The following is a 12669-nucleotide window of genomic DNA, read 5'->3' on the forward strand; positions in this document are numbered from 1 at the left end:
GTGCGTAGACTTTTCGCATGACTGCTGCTTCTCTGCAGGGTGCAGTGCTGGGCACTTGGGGCCGCGAGCCGGGGACTCTGACAGGCCGGACGATGCCGCTTCCAGAGGGGGTGTCGCTCCCGTTCGTGATCGCGTCCGAAGCGCACGTCCTGAACTCCGCCACCGAGTGGGATCCACACGTGCATTCGGTGCATGAGTTGGTGTGGGTGCGCGACGGGACGATGACCGCGCGCGTGGGCCGTCGCGTGTTCACCGTGGCGGAGGGCTACGGACTGTGGGTTCCGGCCGGCGAGGTCCACGCGGGTCGGCTGACGGCGAAGATTCGCCTGTACGACGCATTCTTTGCGCCCGAGCGCATCCCGCGCGCGTTCGAAGGGCCGGCGGTGGTCGAGATGACTCCGGTTCTCGAGTCGCTGCTGATCCACCTGAGCCGTTCGGATCTTTCACCCGGCGAGCGGGCGCGGGCAGAGGCCGTCGTCTTCGACGTGCTCGAGCCCTCACAGCGGCAACTCGCTGTCCAATTGCCCAACGATGTGAAGATCAACCCGATCGCCGAGGCGATTCTGACGAATCCGGGCGACGAGCGGTCCCTCGACGAGTGGGCCCGCGAGCTCCGGACGAGTACACGGACAATCACCCGTGCGTTTCGCGCGGCGACGGGGCTCACCTTCTCTCAGTGGCGGCAGTCGGCGCGCATCCACAGGGCGTTGACGCTGCTTGCGGACGGAGTCGAGGTGCAGGACGTATCGGAGATGCTCGGGTACGCGCATCCGGGCACTTTCATCGATGCTTTTCGGCGCGTGATGGGCACAACTCCGGGCTCGTTCGTCAACGCTTCTTGACCCGTTTGTCCGAAAACCGACATCGGCTGTCTCCGATGCGGAATTGCAGACGAAATCGGCTTCACTTAGGATCACCTAAGTGAAGAGAAGGTCTGTTGTCCGGAAGTGCGGAGATGCGAGGTGCTGAGAGCGACTGTGCACGACAGCACGTTGAGCGGTGAAGAACTCGTTCTGCGTTACGGGAAGACCACGGTGGTAGACGGTGCGTCCCTATCCCTCACTGCGGGACGAGTGACGGCGCTGGTGGGGCCCAACGGAAGTGGAAAATCGACACTTCTGCGCGCGCTCGCCAGGCTGCACGAGATCGGATCCGGTCGCGTACTGCTCGGCGCCCTCGACGGTGGGCAGCAGCGGTCGGTATCGCTGATCAACGGGCGTGAGTTCGCCCGCGAAGTAACTCTTTTCGCGCAGTCGCGACCCTCACCGGAGGGCTTGGCCGTCAGTGAGATCGTCGCGTTCGGCCGGCATCCGTATCGCCGCGGCTTCGCAGGTCTCAGCGACGAGGACCGTCGTGCGATCGACGACGCGATGCGCGCCACCGGCGTGCAGAAATTCGCCGATCGTGCTGCCGGCGAGCTTTCCGGCGGCGAACTGCAACGTGTATGGCTCGCTACGTGTCTGGCGCAGGAGACAGGCGTACTACTGCTGGACGAGCCCACAAATCATCTGGACATGCGATACCAGATCGAAATGCTCGACCTGGTGCGCGATCTCGTCGACGACCGCAATGTGGCCGTCGGAATCGTCCTGCACGACCTCCATCAGGCGGCTCAGGTAGCGGACACTCTGGTTCTGCTGCAACGCGGGCGGATTCGCGCTACGGGAGCGCCTCTCGAAGTCCTGACCGAAGAAAACCTCAGCGACGTGTACGAGATCCAGGTCGAAACGAGCATCGACCCGACGGGGCGCCTGCGGATCGACCCGGTAGGACGACACGGCGCTGTCGCGCCGACGGATCGTTGAGACCGGCCCGCACACTTCACTCCCTCACCCCCTGAGTACATCCCTGGTCTCGGCACGTACACACGTGCCCAACAGAAATAGAGGAACAGCCCGATGATCGAACTCCGACGAAGAATCGCTGCCGGGGGGATTGCGCTGACAGCTGCGCTCATCCTTGCCGGATGTGGGACCACCGAGGTGGAGGGTTCCGAAGCTGCTGCTGCGAACCCTGTTTCGGAAAGCTGCGCCGAGGACACCACCGCGACGTCGACGGAACCGGTCTCTCTCGTCGACGGAGTCGGCCGGACTGTCGAACTCGACAAACCCGCCGAACGTATCGCGGTGCTCGAATGGCAGGAGATCGAAGATGCACTCACCCTGTGCGTGACTCCCGTCGCCGTGTCCGACTCCGAGGGATACGGCAAGTGGGTCAGCGCCGAAACACTGCCCGAGGGAGTGGTCGACGTCGGAAGCCGCGGGGAACCCGACCTGGATGCGCTGTTCGCAGCCGACCCGGATCTGATCATCGTCGAGGGGTTCACCGCGGACGACGAGGTCATCCAGCAGCTCGAACAGCACGGCGTACCCGTAGTGGCCGCGCTGGGCAACAACCCCGAAGACCCGATCGGGAATGTCAAGAGTGTCTTCTCGCTGATCGCCGAGGCAACGGGTCGTACCGAGCGTGCGGCGCAGGTACTGGAAGAGTTCGATGCGCACCTCGCCCAGAGGAAACAGGACGTGGCGGATCTCGACCTGCCCACCACGGACTTCTTGTTCTTCGACGGATGGCTTCAGGGCGGCAACATGACGCTCCGCCCCTACGTCGAGGGTGCGCTGTTCACCGCGCTCGGTGAGGAACTGGGGATGACCCCGGCGTGGGATGCAGCGGTCAACGACTCGCATGGCACGGGCGGCCTCAACGCGGAGTACGGCCTGGCTCAGACCGACATAGAAGGCCTCACGGGCGTCGGTGAGGCAAACCTGTTCTACTCGAACGGCGATGTGAGCGGCTACGTGGCAGAGCTCGAGAAGAGCAGTATCTGGACATCACTGCCGGCCGTCCAGGAGGGCAGGGCGTACGAATTCCCGCTGATCTGGGGTGCGGGCGGACCCCGCTCGACCCTGCAGGCAGTCGATGCCTTCGCGGATGCCCTGACCGGAGAATGACACCCTCGACACAGGTCGACACCGACGTCGCGTGCGGAGCTGACTCCGCACGCGACGCCGGAGCCGGGACGCCGGCAGCGAGGCGTCACACAGCGAGTGGGATCACCGTCCTGGTGACCCTGCTCGCTGCGGTGGTCGTGGTGGGTCTGTGGCACCTGACCCAAGGGACCTCGGGTGTGGGCACGTGGGACCTGGTTCGGCTGGCTCTCGGTGCCCAGGAGTCGGTGGGTGGGGTGTCCGTCGGCGACATCTTCTCAGATTCCAGGCTGCCCCGATTGTGTGCCGGTGCGGCCGTGGGCATCACGCTCGGGGTGGCAGGTGCGTTGTTGCAGTCCGTGACTCGCAATCCTCTGGCGTCGCCCGACACCCTGGCGGTCACCGCCGGCGCCTACTTCGCGCTCACCCTCGCAGCTGCCATCGGCTTGACCTTGCCCATATGGGTGTCGAGCGGGGTTGCGTTCGTCGGAGGACTGCTGGCGGCCGCGGTGGTGCTCACGATCTCGGGGAGAGCGACAGGTACGACAACAGCCCGTCTCATACTCGCCGGCTCGGCCATCGCCATGGCCTTGGATGCCGCGACCGGGGCATTGCTGATCTTGTTCAAGGAGAACACGACCGGTCTCTACGCATGGGGAAGCGGCTCGCTCGCTCAGCTCAACATCGATGCGACCGCACGCATGGCTCCCCTCATCGCGACGGTTCTGCTCGGCGCGATGCTGCTCGCCCGCAGGCTCGATGTGTTGAAACTCGGCGACGACGCGGCCTCGTCCCTGGGCGTACCGGTTCGTTCCACGCGGTTCGTCGCTGTGGCCTGCGCCGTCGTGCTCACCAGTATCTCGGTGTCATTGGCGGGCCCGATCGCCTTCGTCGGGCTGGGCGCGCCGGTCCTGGTACGGCTCCTTGCCCGCCGGGTGCCGTCCCTCCATCGACATGTATTCCTCATTCCTGCGGCAGGCCTCCTCGGGGCCCTGCTGATCTTGCTCGCAGATGTCCTGATCCGCGCGATCCTCGGCCCGCAAGGATCGGCCTCGATCCCCACGGGCGTCCCGACCGCGGTACTCGGCGGTGTGCTGATCGTGATCTTGGCGATGCGCATGCGCGACAGCGGTTCCGGTCGGGCGCTGTCGAATGCCGGAAGTCGCCTGCGGTCGCATCGGCGGTTCGTGGTCGTCGCTGTCGCCAGTGCCGCTGTGTTGATCGCAGTCGTCGTGCTCGGCCTCCTCGCCGGAAGTCTCTGGCTTCGGCTCGGCGACATCGGTCTGTGGCTTCAGGGTGGTGCGCCGCCTCTGGTCTCACGGGCCTTGAACGAACGCGCCCCGCGAATCGCTGCCGCTGCACTCGCCGGTGCCGCGCTCGCGTTGGCGGGGTGCCTGGTGCAGGGCACCGTCCGAAATCCGCTCGCCGAACCAGGCATTCTGGGAATCACTGCAGGAGCCGGGCTGGGTGCCGCGACCGTTGTCACACTGCTGGGCGGCGGCCGGCCGCTCATGATCGGGATGGCGATCGTGGCCGGTATTCTGACCTTTGCGCTCGTCGCTGCGGTGTCGTGGCGCGGGGGGTTCCTTCCAGAGCGGTTCGTGCTGGTCGGTATCGGGTTCGGATACTGCATCACCGCCACCACCACGTTCCTGCTCCTGAGCGTCGATCCGTGGAAGACGCCGCGCATCTTCACATCGCTCTCCGGGACGACCTATGGGCGTGTCCTCGAAGATGTCGTTCCCGTTGCGGTGGTTCTGCTCGCGGCGATTCCGGTGTCGTTCGTGATCCGACGTCAACTCGATCTTCTCGCCGTCGACGAGGACACCCCGCGGATACTCGGTGTCCGCACGGCACGCACCCGGCTCGTTGCGTTGGGGACTGCTGCGCTCCTAGCGGCGGTCAGCGTGGTGGCGGTCGGTGTGGTCGGGTTCGTCGGTCTGATAGCCCCGCATCTTGCGCGGGCGATCGTCGGTGCGCAGCACAGACGGATCATCCCGGTCTCGATGTTGCTCGGCGCAGGTCTCCTGTGCGTCGCAGACATCCTGGGCCGTACCCTCATCGCACCGTCCCAGATCCCCGCAGGCCTGATGATCGCGCTGATCGGAGCACCCTACTTCGTGTGGTTGCTCCGGCATTCCCGCGTGTGAACGAGAGGACTACATGTCGACGCACATCCCTCCGAAGATCCTCGTCATCCCCTTCGATCGTGCCGCGCGCTACCCCGAGTTGGATCGCCTCGGGCACCGTGACGTCCTGGATCGTTGGCGGGCGACCGATCGATCGACGCATTCGCCCCGACTCGTCGCCGTGCTCGGTCGCGAGGGCGACGACTGGATCGGTGCTGCGTTGGTGACTGCCCGCCCACACACCGCCTACCTGAAGATCGTCGACGTGGTGGGCGATGTCCCCGTCGTCGTCGATGGAGTGGTCGACTACGCGCGGAACACGGGAGCCGTACAGGTCAAATGGGAGGGATGGAATGTTGAATCAGACCCCTTCGCAGTGGGTTTCACACCTCTGAGGGCCCCGACGGCCGAGAGGTTCGAACCGGAACGGGCTTTCGTCCGCTGGATCGCCGACGTCGAGGTGCCCGAACCCCGGTACTATCGACAGACAACTCATTTCACCTGCGGAGCCGTAGCCGCTCTGATCGCACAATCGCACGCGGGAAGCGCGGGTTAGACACCCATCGAACGTACCGCTGAACTGACGTTGTGGCGGGAGGCGACGAACTTCTTCGCATGTGAGCCTTTCGGTTTGGGTGTGGCCACGAGCCGTAGGTGGCCGGACGCGGGGGTGACGATCGTGCTCGACACGACCGAGCCGGTCATGCTCGGCTCCTTCACCGAAGAAGAGCGGGGCTGGCGTTCGGCCCTGCAGCGCGCATCGCGCGAGGAGGCGGCCTCGCTCGGAATTCCGATCGACGGAGACCGGATATCCCTGTCGGAGATCCGTGAGGCACTCTCATCCGGTGAGAGCGTGCTGTTGCTGATCACGCTCGACGCAATGCTGGGCATCGACGTGCCGCACTGGGTGCTGTGCCACGGCACTGTGCCGGGAGCCGTTGTGATCGAAGATCCCTGGGTCAGTGACAACATCGGCGAGACGTGGGTCGACTCCCATCTTCTGCCGGTGCACGATTACGCACTCGACGAGATGTCGCTCATCGACGGTGCCCGATATCGAGGTGCAGTACGTATCGGGAGCTCCTCGTAGGTGCGTGTGCCTGCACGGCGCGACCACGAGCGTGGGCGGAGGGTTATTCGCGGTCGGGTACCAGGACGGCGGCGCCGCGGACTCGGTCGTCGGCGAGATCCGTCAATGCTCGATCCGCTTCCGACAGTCGGTAGCGCACCGTGCTCACCTGGATCCGATGCTCGCCGGCGAAGCGCAGGAAGGTGTGTGCGTCGTCGCGTGTATTGGCCGTTACCGAGCGTATCTCCCGCTCGTAGAACAAGTGCTGCTGGTAATTCAGCGGAGGGACGTCGGTCATGTGGATTCCGGCGAGCGAGAGGATTCCGCCGCGGTCGAGTGCCTCGAGTGCGGTCGGGATCAGATCTCCTACCGGCGCGAACACGATGGCGGCGTCGAGTGGGACTGGTGGCTTGTCCGCCGAGCCCTGCACGGACTCTGCGCCGAGCTCCTCTGCGAGCGCGCGGGCGTCGGCGCTCCTGGTCATGACATGAACGGACACGCCTCGATGCATCGCCACCTGCGCCGCAATATGGGCGCTACCACCGAAACCGTAGATGCCCAGGCGCCCGCCCTCCGGAACGGCCGCGCGCTCCAATGCACGGAACCCGATGATGCCAGCGCACAACAAGGGCGCGAGTTCGACGTCGTCGTAGCCCTCCGGGAGTGGAAGTGCGAACTTCGCAGGGACCGTGACGTATTCGGCGTATCCGCCGTCGTCGTCCCAGCCGGTGTATCGCGAATGGGGACAGAGGTTCTCGCGCCCGCGCAGGCAGTACCGACATCGTCCGCAGGTGTACCGGAGCCAGGCGACACCGACGCGGTCGCCCTGTGAGAACCCGCTGACCGCGTCGCCGGTCCGGTGCACGGTTCCTACCACCTCGTGCCCGGGCACCACGTGGCGCCGATGGACAGGCAGGTCGCCTTCCGAGACGTGCAGGTCGGTCCTGCAGACGCCGCAGGCTTGAACCTTGATGAGCAACTCGTCCGGACCCACCGTGGGGATCGGGCCGGATTCGAAGACCAGCGGGTGCTCGTGGATCGGTCGCGGGTCTGCCACCCGCCACGCCATCATCGTCTCGTTCGAGTTCACGGCGACTCCCGTTTTCTGGTGCCTGCCCAACTGTAGGTCAGACGCCGCCGTTCGAGGCCACCTCTGTGAGGTCTTGCCCGCCGGGCGAACACCGACCACCGAAGATCACGCGGGATCGAGCTGGAGGATTACCTCGACCCGACCACGGTCGTCGCGGTGCGCAACTGCGTGACCTGACCGCTCTTCGTCGAACTGGATGCTCATGGGAGCGCCGTCGCCGAGGAAGTTGCGCCACCACGACTTCTGGTCGGGCATCGCGACCCCGATCTTCACGGTGTCGCCCGAGATCCGATAGCTGACCGGAAGTGTGATCACCCTGCCGGATTTGCGACCGACGTATGTGATCGGTGCGACGTAGCTACGGATGCGGCTGCCGATGATCGGAAGGTCCGCGGCCGCCATGATGACGGAGTTGAAGGGTCCCGCGAAGCGCAGGATCGAACTGCTGATTGTCATGTCTGCCTCCCACCGACACGGTACGGTACGGACTCTTCCGAGTCAGGAGGCCTCGAATCGTGCTTCGACGTCGGCGCTCAGCGTGATGCGGTCGGGTTCGAGGACGAAGCTGCCGCCGCCCTCCTCGGACGCCGACGCGATGTCGGAACGCATCGCCCGCATCATGGGTGCACTTCCTGCACGTGGACTCGGGCCCGGCTGAAGTCCCAGCATTCCTGGATCGGCGATGGCGAGCGCTCGGAAGTCGCTGTAGCCCAAGCTTGTCGTGTATCCCTTGGCTTTGGCGAGGGCATCGCGCACTGCGAGTTCGCGGACCTTCGCAATCCGCTTCTCTCGGGTCTTGCGGGTGATCCACCAATTCAGGTCGGTGACCGCGACGGCCTCGATCTCAGAGACGGTGTCGACGAACGTGCCGACCACGTCGAACTCATGGAACGTCACTGTGAGCGACGCCGACGATGTGTATCGCCACGGGCGGGTCTTGCCGTCTTTGCTGTACGGGCGGTGTCGACCGTGGCGTACCTGGTCGAACGTCCATCGTTTGACGGGGCTGTCGCTGCGTTCGCGCAGTTCGGTGACGAGGTCGGTCAGTGTGGCGATCGCGGAGGTGACCGGGTCGGTGGCGTGCTCCCGCGTCGTACCGTCGGCGTGCACGCGGAGCACGACCGTGCACCGGTTCGGGGCGAACTCACGTTCGGCATGACCGGTGACGGTGATCGTGATGGGGTGATCGCTCATGGACGCGAGTGTGCCAGGCTCCAGGCGCGAGTTGGGGAAATGCAGGCCTTGTGCTACTCGAGCGGATCGATCGGGCTGTCGGTTATCAGTGCAGTCAGGATCATCGGGGCATCGCCGTCGCACTGATTGAGCGAGACCGCGACCCAGCGGGCGTTCGACTCGGTGACCGGACCCCAGACGGTCAGGTCGCCGAGGCAGTCATTGGCGACGAGGGAACGGAAGGGTTCTTCGGTGGGCGGGTTCCACAGAGCCGGCCCCATCGTCACAGTGCGGTGAGGCCCCCATCTGTGAGTCAGTTCCGCAACCAAGGCCGTGAGGTGGCCCTCCGCCATCTCTTCCGCATCGGTCCATTCGGTTTCGTACACGCCGACGAGGTCTTTACTCTCCCAGAGGGGAAACAGCATGAACCCCTTACCCCGCGTGGAGGTCCACTCGCCGGTGTCCGGTTCTCCCTCATCGGTTGTGGGCCCGGACGAAGGGAGGGACACGAGCAGTGCGGCCTCGATGTCCGACACGGCTCGATCCGTGTCGAAGACCTCACCTGCGCGGGCGGTCATCGTGCGTGCCTGTTCATCGGACGTTCTCTCATAGCAGCCAGAGTGCCAGCCGGGTAAGACACCTGCGAGGCCACAGGTGTCTGCAGGGCGGACTCGTCGTCACGGGTTCGCTGGAGGACTGGGGATCAATGTGGTGCCGAAGGTGATACGTATGGCGTCGTCCTTCTCGGCTTGGTATGGCGCGAGGAGTGCGCTGAATTTTTCCTGGATCTCGGCGAGGTCGTCGGTGGTGACGTAGACCGGTGAAGCACCGAAGCCGAGGTAGTTCCTGAGGTTTCGATCGCCGCTGTCGATGAACTTGTCGAACTCTTCGCCGAGCACGCCGAGGAACGACACGAAGGCGTTGCGAAGTTCGGCGTCGCTCACCGCGTCGAGATCGTCCTGCCCCACGTGCGCCATGCGTTCGCCGAGTGCGAGCGTGCGTTCGATGGTTCCGCGTACGCGTCGTTCGTCCACGACGGTGACGATCTCAGCGTCGATCAACGCAGACACGTGGCGGTAGAGCGTGGCCTGGGTGATGTCGGGTAGTTCCTTGCGGAGCTCTGCGGTGGTCAGTTCACGACCGCCGAGCTGCTGGATGATCCGCAGCCGTACCGGGTGCAGCACGACGTCGGCTATCGACGGCTCGCCTTCCATTCGGCCCCTTTCTCGATTGTTCTCACTCTGATAATGTTCTCACCATCGAGTCCAGGTTACCGCTGACAGAAGGGCCGCCGCCATGGCCGACCTATCGCATTCCGAATCATCCCTGCATCTGACCTTCTCCGGCTGGGAAGCTTTTTTCGTTCGTCGCTCCGACATGTCGATCCCGCAGTCGTCGATCGCGCGCGTGGAAGTACTGCCGGGGTGGACCTCCGAGGTGCTCGGTTTCCGGAACGGTCTCGCAATCTCCGGATTCCTCAAGGTCGGTACCTTCACGCATCCCCGCGGCACCAAACGCCTCGTCGTCATGAAGCGCGGTGAACCAGTGCTGCGCATCGTGCTTCGAGGCCGCCAGGCCGGCGACGAGTTCGACGAACTGCTCATCAGCGCTCCGAACGCACAGGACATCGTCGGAGCGCTGCAGCGGGTACAGAAGTCATGACCGGCGTAGCAATCCGCGTCGAGAACCTCACCAAACGATTCGGCACGATCGATGCTGTTGTCGACGCGCGTTTCACAGCCGAGTCGGGGCGAGTGACGGGATTCCTCGGACCGAACGGTGCGGGAAAATCCACAACTCTGCGGATGCTCCTCGGCCTGATCCGGCCCGATGCGGGAACAGCCCTGTTCGACGGTGTTCCGTACATGGATCTCCCGGCTCCCACGCGTACCGTCGGAGCTGTCCTGGACATTGGGTCGGCGCACCCCGCGACCACCGCCCGTGCCCACCTGCGCACCTACTGCGTGCTCGGTGGCCACCCTTCGGAACGAGTCGACGAGGTGATCGAGACGGTCGAGCTCGACCGGTTCGCCGACCGTCGCATCGGCGGCTACTCCACCGGTATGAAACAGCGCCTCTCCTTGGCTACCGCGCTTCTGGGTGACCCAGATGTTCTCGTCCTCGATGAACCGTCCAATGGTCTCGATCCATCGGGAATCGTATGGCTACGAACCTTCCTTCGGAACTTCGCGGCCGCAGGCGGAACCGTGTTGATCTCCAGCCATGCACTCGGTGAACTCCAGAACAGCATCGACGACGTGGTGCTCATCGACCACGGACGCATCGCCTGGACGGGCGCGCTTTCCGAACTCACCACCGCGGGGGACACCCTCGAAGAGGCATTCCTTCGACTCACGACTCGAGCAGGTGTGCAATGAACCATGCCATCCGCGGTGAATTCACCCGGCTCTTCTCCACCAGACTCCCGCTGTGGGCATTGATCGCAGCCGTTGCGAGCGGCGCCGGTCTCACGGGAGTCCTCGGTCTCATCGGACCGGAGAACGCGTCGCCACCGATGCCCGGACTCGACACTCCCGAGGGCGTGGGCATCGCGGTCGGGCTCACCGGCCTGTTGCTGTTCGTGCCCGCACTGTTCGGCACAGTTGCCATCACGAGCGAGTACCGGCACAGGACGATCGGGACGACGTTCCTCGCAATTCCACGACGGGGCACCTTACTCGGCGCAAAACTGTTCGTCTACAGCATCTTCGGACTCGTGTACGGGTTGCTCATGTCCCTGTCGTCGGCGACCGCCCTGTGGTCTGTCGCCGCTGTCCGCGACGTCGCTCTCGGCGCCTCCGCCACCGATCTTGCGACGCTGCTCACTCGCATGGCTGCGGCGGCAGCGATCTACACAGTGCTGGGCGTCGGCATCGGTGCCTTGGTCCGCAACCAACTCGTGGCGGTGGGGATCGTGCTCGGATACTTCTACTTCCTCGAGCCCGTTCTCATGATCCTTCCGGGGGTCCACACTCTGTATCAGTTCCTGCCGGGAGGCGCGACCGCGGCGCTGACGGATTTCACGTTCCTCGCAGACACTCTGACGCAGGAAACGTCGATGTCCGAGCCCGCCATGCTCTCTCCACTGACCGGTGCACTCGTACTTGTTTTCTACGCAGCGATCGCGTCGGTCGCGGCGGTGGCAGCGCCGCTGCGACGCGACCTCGCATAGGAGCGTTCCGTCGTTCAGCGGATGCCCAGGTGACCGAGCACCGCGGTGCGTTGACGCCGGATCGTTTCGGCCTGGTCTTCGAGTTCCGCGGCGCGCCGCATCAGGCGGGCGTGCAGTTCGTCGCACATCTCCAGCCGTGGTGCGCGGCCTCGCGCGCACGGCAGGAAGCGGCGGATATCGTCGGAGTCCATGCCCGAGGCGTAGAGGCCCTGGATCCGGTCGACGATCACAGGGGCGTCGTCGGAGTACGTCCGGTAGCCGTTGACTGTTCGTTCCGGCACGAGAAGCCCCTGCTCCTCGTAGTACCTCAGCGCGCGTCGGCTGACGCCCGTGCGCTCGGCCAGTTCACCGATCAACACCGTGTAGCTCCTCTCGACTTGACCTTCACGCCGACGTGAACCTTTACGGTCTCCGGCATGAAGTCGACAACGCGCTCGATCCCGGTTCATTCCCCGCGCCGGGTCATCATCGTCCACGGATACAGGGCCTGCCCCGATGACCATTGGTTCCCGTGGCTGCGCGACACCCTCTCGGCCGACGGGGTAGACGTGAATGTGGTGACGCTGCCGACTCCCGAGGAGCCGGACGCCGCGGAGTGGCACAGTGCTGTGGCGGAGGCTCTCGGCGCACCCGACGCATCCACGTGGGTCGTCGCGCACTCGCTCGGAGCGATCACCGCGTTGCGTGTGCTCGCGTCGCTGTCCCAGCCCTGGACTCTCGGAGGCCTTGTTCTGGTGTCCGGGTTCACCGGTGCTTTGGCTGCAATTCCGGAACTGGACGCCTACCTCGCAGACGATGTCGATGCGGAGGCGATCGGACAACACATCAGTGTGCGCGTCGTGATGCGCTCGGACGCAGACAGTTTGGTTCCGCCCGCTGCATCGGATGCGTTGGCGCTGCGGCTCGGGGCCGAACTGCACATAGAACCGGGCGCCGGTCATTTCCTCGCTGCGGACGGGGTGACAACTCTGCGGCCTGTAGTGGACTGGATGCGTGCAGGTGTTGCTTCAGCAGCGACAGCGTCGAGCCGGCCGAGAAGGCTTCGAGAATCGACTCACTGCTGACACGCCAGGACGGTCCCGGGCCTGACCCACCTTTCTTTCCTGAGG

General features: G+C 64.9%; 16 protein-coding genes. 10 read left to right on the plus strand and 6 right to left on the minus strand.

What is annotated here, in order from left to right; all coding sequences use genetic code 11:
• Window positions 1-17: 17 nt before the first annotated feature.
• The 6 genes from Q7514_RS24790 to Q7514_RS24815 all read left to right on the plus strand — a co-directional run bounded on the left by Q7514_RS24790 (window position 18) and on the right by Q7514_RS24815 (window position 6146).
• On the plus strand, window positions 18-842 hold the full coding sequence (locus Q7514_RS24790; RefSeq protein WP_330135917.1) for a helix-turn-helix domain-containing protein: 825 nt from the start codon (window positions 18-20) through the stop codon (window positions 840-842).
• A 120-nt stretch (window positions 843-962) separates the two neighbouring features.
• Complete coding sequence (locus tag Q7514_RS24795) at window positions 963-1805, plus strand: ABC transporter ATP-binding protein (RefSeq protein WP_330135918.1); 843 nt, start codon at window positions 963-965, stop codon at window positions 1803-1805.
• 93 nt (window positions 1806-1898) lie between these two features.
• Window positions 1899-2951 (plus strand): ABC transporter substrate-binding protein, encoded by a 1053-nt coding sequence (locus tag Q7514_RS24800; protein ID WP_330135919.1) that lies wholly within the window; start codon window positions 1899-1901, stop codon window positions 2949-2951.
• Window positions 2948-5077 (plus strand): iron ABC transporter permease, encoded by a 2130-nt coding sequence (locus Q7514_RS24805; protein WP_330135920.1) that lies wholly within the window; start codon window positions 2948-2950, stop codon window positions 5075-5077. The genes Q7514_RS24800 and Q7514_RS24805 overlap by 4 nt, the downstream gene beginning before the upstream one ends.
• Before the next feature lie 13 nt (window positions 5078-5090).
• Window positions 5091-5612, plus strand: coding sequence for a hypothetical protein (locus Q7514_RS24810; protein WP_330135921.1), 522 nt, complete (start codon window positions 5091-5093; stop codon window positions 5610-5612).
• Window positions 5613-5618: 6 nt separating this feature from the next.
• Window positions 5619-6146 (plus strand): peptidase C39 family protein, encoded by a 528-nt coding sequence (locus tag Q7514_RS24815; protein ID WP_330136033.1) that lies wholly within the window; start codon window positions 5619-5621, stop codon window positions 6144-6146.
• A 43-nt stretch (window positions 6147-6189) separates the two neighbouring features.
• Here the strand turns inward: Q7514_RS24815 and Q7514_RS24820 are convergent, their stop codons facing one another.
• The 5 genes from Q7514_RS24820 to Q7514_RS24840 form a co-directional block, all read right to left on the minus strand.
• Window positions 6190-7197 (minus strand): zinc-binding alcohol dehydrogenase family protein, encoded by a 1008-nt coding sequence (locus tag Q7514_RS24820; RefSeq protein WP_330136034.1) that lies wholly within the window; start codon window positions 7195-7197, stop codon window positions 6190-6192.
• A 123-nt stretch (window positions 7198-7320) separates the two neighbouring features.
• Window positions 7321-7671, minus strand: coding sequence for a hypothetical protein (locus Q7514_RS24825; protein ID WP_330135922.1), 351 nt, complete (start codon window positions 7669-7671; stop codon window positions 7321-7323).
• Between the two features lie 42 nt (window positions 7672-7713).
• Window positions 7714-8409, minus strand: a complete 696-nt coding sequence (locus tag Q7514_RS24830) for an SIMPL domain-containing protein (RefSeq protein WP_330135923.1) — start codon at window positions 8407-8409, stop codon at window positions 7714-7716.
• 53 nt (window positions 8410-8462) lie between these two features.
• Entirely contained in the window at window positions 8463-8966 is a 504-nt protein-coding gene (locus Q7514_RS24835; protein ID WP_330135924.1) for a hypothetical protein, read from the minus strand.
• 99 nt (window positions 8967-9065) lie between these two features.
• Window positions 9066-9602: a helix-turn-helix domain-containing protein gene (locus Q7514_RS24840; RefSeq protein ID WP_330135925.1), complete on the minus strand. Its 537-nt coding sequence runs from the start codon at window positions 9600-9602 to the stop codon at window positions 9066-9068.
• 82 nt (window positions 9603-9684) lie between these two features.
• On the opposite strand from Q7514_RS24840, the gene Q7514_RS24845 reads away from it, so the two are divergent.
• Genes Q7514_RS24845 through Q7514_RS24855 form a run of 3 tightly spaced genes read left to right on the plus strand, consistent with a single transcriptional unit; the run spans window position 9685 to window position 11560 of the window.
• A complete protein-coding gene (locus Q7514_RS24845) occupies window positions 9685-10050 on the plus strand; it encodes a hypothetical protein (RefSeq protein ID WP_330135926.1) in 366 nt (121 codons plus the stop codon).
• Window positions 10047-10766: an ABC transporter ATP-binding protein gene (locus tag Q7514_RS24850; protein WP_330135927.1), complete on the plus strand. Its 720-nt coding sequence runs from the start codon at window positions 10047-10049 to the stop codon at window positions 10764-10766. The genes Q7514_RS24845 and Q7514_RS24850 overlap by 4 nt, the downstream gene beginning before the upstream one ends.
• Window positions 10763-11560: a fused MFS transporter/spermidine synthase family protein gene (locus Q7514_RS24855; protein WP_330135928.1), complete on the plus strand. Its 798-nt coding sequence runs from the start codon at window positions 10763-10765 to the stop codon at window positions 11558-11560. The genes Q7514_RS24850 and Q7514_RS24855 overlap by 4 nt, the downstream gene beginning before the upstream one ends.
• Window positions 11561-11574: 14 nt before the next feature.
• Here Q7514_RS24855 and Q7514_RS24860 read toward each other — a convergent pair whose 3' ends face one another.
• Window positions 11575-11919, minus strand: coding sequence for a MerR family transcriptional regulator (locus Q7514_RS24860; protein ID WP_330135929.1), 345 nt, complete (start codon window positions 11917-11919; stop codon window positions 11575-11577).
• A 57-nt stretch (window positions 11920-11976) separates the two neighbouring features.
• On the opposite strand from Q7514_RS24860, the gene Q7514_RS24865 reads away from it, so the two are divergent.
• Window positions 11977-12624: an RBBP9/YdeN family alpha/beta hydrolase gene (locus Q7514_RS24865; RefSeq protein ID WP_330135930.1), complete on the plus strand. Its 648-nt coding sequence runs from the start codon at window positions 11977-11979 to the stop codon at window positions 12622-12624.
• Window positions 12625-12669 lie beyond the last annotated feature (45 nt).

Source organism: Rhodococcus artemisiae (genome assembly GCF_036327795.1).
Lineage (GTDB): Bacteria > Actinomycetota > Actinomycetes > Mycobacteriales > Mycobacteriaceae > Rhodococcus > Rhodococcus artemisiae.